Source organism: Nocardiopsis flavescens (assembly GCF_900141985.1).
Classification (GTDB): Bacteria; Actinomycetota; Actinomycetes; order Streptosporangiales; family Streptosporangiaceae; genus Nocardiopsis; species Nocardiopsis flavescens.
The window spans coordinates 1-3,890 of the sequence record NZ_FQZK01000059.1 but is presented as its reverse complement, the minus strand read 5'-3'; the positions used below and the strand labels follow the sequence as shown (position 1 = coordinate 3,890).

Annotated in this window: 5 protein-coding genes and 2 pseudogenes; all 7 read left to right on the top strand. The window is 60.1% G+C overall.

Annotated features, from left to right (window positions below):
- Positions 1–539, top strand: a pseudogene (locus BUE45_RS33050) (hypothetical protein); the annotation flags it as partial.
- Positions 526–1,020 carry a hypothetical protein gene (locus BUE45_RS32280; RefSeq protein ID WP_143173562.1) on the top strand — a complete coding sequence of 165 codons (495 nt, stop codon included), beginning with the start codon at positions 526–528 and terminating at the stop codon, positions 1,018–1,020. The pseudogene BUE45_RS33050 and the gene BUE45_RS32280, both read left to right, overlap by 14 nt.
- A 277-nt stretch (positions 1,021–1,297) precedes the next feature.
- Positions 1,298–1,417: pseudogene (locus tag BUE45_RS33680) on the top strand (ISAs1 family transposase); the annotation flags it as partial.
- Between the two features lie 172 nt (positions 1,418–1,589).
- The gene (locus tag BUE45_RS30945; protein ID WP_245833631.1) at positions 1,590–2,405 is read left to right on the top strand and encodes an ISAs1 family transposase; all 816 of its coding nucleotides are present in this window, start codon (positions 1,590–1,592) and stop codon (positions 2,403–2,405) included.
- A 55-nt stretch (positions 2,406–2,460) separates the two neighbouring features.
- Complete coding sequence (locus BUE45_RS30940; protein ID WP_073384466.1) at positions 2,461–3,030, top strand: polymorphic toxin-type HINT domain-containing protein; 570 nt, start codon at positions 2,461–2,463, stop codon at positions 3,028–3,030.
- A gap of 52 nt (positions 3,031–3,082) precedes the next feature.
- On the top strand, positions 3,083–3,361 hold the full coding sequence (locus BUE45_RS32275) for a hypothetical protein (protein ID WP_143173561.1): 279 nt from the start codon (positions 3,083–3,085) through the stop codon (positions 3,359–3,361).
- Between the two features lie 297 nt (positions 3,362–3,658).
- Positions 3,659–3,890, top strand: a 232-nt coding sequence (locus BUE45_RS32270; protein WP_143173560.1) for a hypothetical protein, incomplete at its 3' end; no start/stop codon positions are given.

Here is a 3,890-nt window from a genome sequence, read left to right as displayed (position 1 = left end):
ACCCCTTCTGGGTCCCCGACTTGAAGGCGTGGGTCGACGCGATCGACCTGGCCCCGGGCATGTGGTTGCAGACCTCTGCCGGCACCTGGGTCCAGATCAACGCGGTCCAGGCGTGGTCTCAGCCCGCCACGGTCCACAACCTGACCGTCCAGGGCGTCCACACCTACTATGTCGCAACAGGTCTGCAAGATTCTCTTGTACACAACTCTGGCCCATGCCCCCATTTCGACCTTTCTGAAGTTCCTGAGGATGCACGGCCTTATGTGGAAAACGTGACCAGGCAAATGGACTCTGAAGGAACGCGTCCTACTGGTGTCCGCCGGGGGGGAAATAAAAAAGGGGAAGGTATTTATGGAGGAGAAGGCCTGCCTCTGGTAGATGAGGATAGATACTATACCGAAACGGATATTTTCCCGACGCCTCCCGGTGGTAAGCGCCCGGACGGTCGCCTGGTGTTCGGTGCGAAAGGCGATGTGTGGTATTCAAGGCACTATGATGGTTTCATTCCTCTAAGGGGTGCTGGTTGTGACTGCTGGTAAGAAGAGGCCGCCGTGGGTGAAAACGGCTTCGGTCTACGACAGGTATATTGACATAAGAGGCCTGATCCCCTCTATTGGTGACGTTCCGAGGATGATAAATTCTGGAGCACTTGCTGGCGTTCGGAAAGTTCTTGATGAAGCGGGATTTAGGGTTTCCGAGGCCTTTTTGGGTGAATTGTCTTCAGAGCGAGTTTTTGCTGGCCGAGTTTTGCGGTCGATGGGTCTCTGGGAAAAGGAGGAGGCGGCGTGGGGGCTCTTTGTTGATAGGATTTGGGATTTTTACCGAGAAGGGGGAGATCCTGTTCTAGTTGCTATTCATGGGGTCGATAAATGGATGCTTCAAGATTTCAAGCTCGGGGTAAGGTGTATTTTTAAATCGGCTGCGGTTTTGGATTCCCTTGTCCCCGAGCTTGAGGGGAGGCGCAGGCAGATTGAATTTGTTTTCTTGGGAGATTGGGAGGGGGTGGTTTCTGGAGTCTGATGTCAATCTCGATTTGTCGGGGGGATTTGCTCTTCTGATCCGATTATTCTTCCGTGATGTTCCTGGTGGGAGAAAGAAGGAGTATTTGCGTGTTTTCGCGGATGTGTTGGGTTTTGTCAAGGCTGTTTCAAATTCGCGATAGTAACTCATCAGTGCTGATCACAGCCCTGTAGCGATCCGGTCGAAGCCCCACCAACGAGCAACGGAGCCCGCTAGAAGATCAGGGGACTTCCACATCTCTGACTTCCAAGGGACTCCGTTGCACCTCCAGTCTGCCATGCCCGCCACCGGCCCGGTCGGCCTTCGCGGCAAGCTCGCCCGTCTGGCCGATCCCCGCTCGCCGCGGGGTCGCCGCCACAGCCTGGCCAGCGTCCTGCTGTGCGCCCTGTGCGCCCTGTGCGCGATGGTCGCCGGAGCCCGCCACCTGCGGGCGGTCGGCCAATGGGCCGACGCCGCACCCCTTTCGCACCCTGGCCCGCCTGGGCTGCCGGATCACCTGCGCAGCTCTGGGCGCCCGCTCCGCCCCGTCTCCGGCGACCATCCGCCGGGTCCTGCTCTCCTTGGATCCTGTGGCCCTGGCCGCCCTTATCCGGCCCGACACCTTCCAGGTGGTGGCGGTGGACGGCAAGACCCTGCGCGGATCGGCCACCCCCGCCCAGGCGGCGGCGCACCTGCTCACCGCCCTGACCCCCGACCGGCGCCTGGTCGCGCAGGTGCGGGTGCCGGCGGGCACCAGCGAGATCGACGCCCTGGCCGTGCTGCTGGAGGGCATGGACCTGACCGGCGTCGTGGTCACGGCCGATGCCCTGCACACCCAGGCCGACACCGCCACCCACCTGGTGAAGGAGTTGCACGCCGACTACGTGTTGGGCGTCAAACGCAACCAGAGGACGCTGTTCGACCAGGTCAAAGCCCTGCCCTGGGCGCAGGCCCCCACCCTGGGCACCACCCGGGCCCGCGGACACGGGCGGGCCCAGACCCGCACCGTCAAGGCCATCGACCTCGCGGGCAGGACCGCCTTTCCGCACGCGGTCCAGGCCGTGCGCCTGCGCCGCTATGTCAGGGATCTACGCACCGGGGAAGTGTCGTGGACCTGCGCTTATGCGGTGACCTCGCTGGAGGTCGGGCAGGCCGACGCGGCCCGGATCAGTGCTCTGGTGCGCGGGCACCGGGGCATCGAGGCCTGGCACCACGTCAAGGACGTATCGATGGGCGAGGACGCCTGCAAGGTCCGCTCCGGCCACGGTCCCGACAACCTGGCCGCGCTGCGAGCGGTCGCCTTGGTGTTCTTGGGCCGGTTGGGCCAGGACACGGTGCCTGACGCGATCCGGTGGGTGTCGTACGAGGCGTTCACCCACCCGCTGGACGTGATCGGGTTGCCGTGACCAGCGTCAACGTCACTACTCACCGAGAATGAAACAGCCCTGCGTCTCCTCGGGTGTGGTCGAGGTCGACACCGAGAACGCCGGCCTCCCGGGTCCGGTGATGGCCGGTGACGTCGTTATCGCGACCGAGGGCCACCCCTTCTGGGTCCCTGGCCTGAAGGCGTGGGTCGACGCGATCGACCTGGTCCCGGGTATGTGGTTGCAGACCTCGGCCGGCACCTGGGTCCAGATCAACGCGATCCAGGGGTGGTCTCAGCCCGCCACGGTCCACAACCTGACCGTCCAGGGCGTCCACACCTACCATGTGGCCACGGGGTCCCTCGACGTCCTCAACCACAATTGTGGTGGCGAGCCTCCAGAAGCGTTGCTTGATTTCGCTGATGAAGCCTTGTCTATGATGCTGAAAAGCGACCAAACGTTGCGACCATGGCTATATCTGAAGCTAATGGAAATCCTGTCACGGTTCGGGCTTACGCTCAGGACTCTAGAGTTGGAAGTATGCCCTCCGAGACGGCCAATGCGGTGGCTCTTTCTGGTCATCATGGAAGATGTGGTGAGGTCAACTGTGCGGCGCAGCTTGAACACAGTGGGGCTTCTCTCAGGGGGGCGGTTTTCTATTCAGTGAGAATCGGAGGTAATAAGTTTTCTATGGATCAGCATCTCACGGATATTGGGCCTTGTCCGGCCTGTCGGATATTTCTTCCACTAATTGGTGGTGTTGGTTGATGGTGGATTCAATTCCGCCGGAATTAAAAAAGGCAACAAGAAATCTGCGCAAAGTAAGAAACTCGAAGCCGGAGGCGGAGTCTGGAGTGGATTACTGCCTTTGGTGCGAACGAATGGCTGATGCGCTGGAAGATTTATCGGTGGTGTTGATCTTCTGGGAAGATTCCGAAAAAGCGAAGCATGAGGCTGAATTGTATCGAGCCAAGGCGAGATTCGGAGGTGCTGATTAATTTCGAATAATGGTTAGAATGCCCCGCCGGTTTGCTAGAAACAAAGGAGATGAAGCTTTCGGTGGCCTGCTTGAGGGATCTGGCGTAGACCTATTTTACTCCCGGCGCTCTTCTGTGGCTTAGAGTATTCTGGGAGTATCTCTTGGGTGGCCGGGCCGTTTGTGGTTTGCTGATGGCAAAGATTCAAAAAGTGATTTCCGTGAGCCTTTTTATTCTCTTTTTTCGAGTTGAACCCGATTCGCCTGAGGGCTGATCTGCTCTTCTGATCTGGCATTTCGTCCATGATATTCCTGGTCCGTGCAGGGACGGGTCCTCGCTTGTCACCGCAGTACACGCCGGACCACCGATCCGGAGACGGGTGAGCAGTCGGCGCGGACGGTGCTGGCGACGATCATCGGTTCGGGTGCCAAGGTCCTGGTGGAGATCACCATCGACCCGACCACCGAACGCGACGCTCCCGAGGGTGAGGCCGTTTCCTCGGGTGTGGTCGAGGTCGACACCGAGAACGCGGGCATCCCGGGTCCGGTGG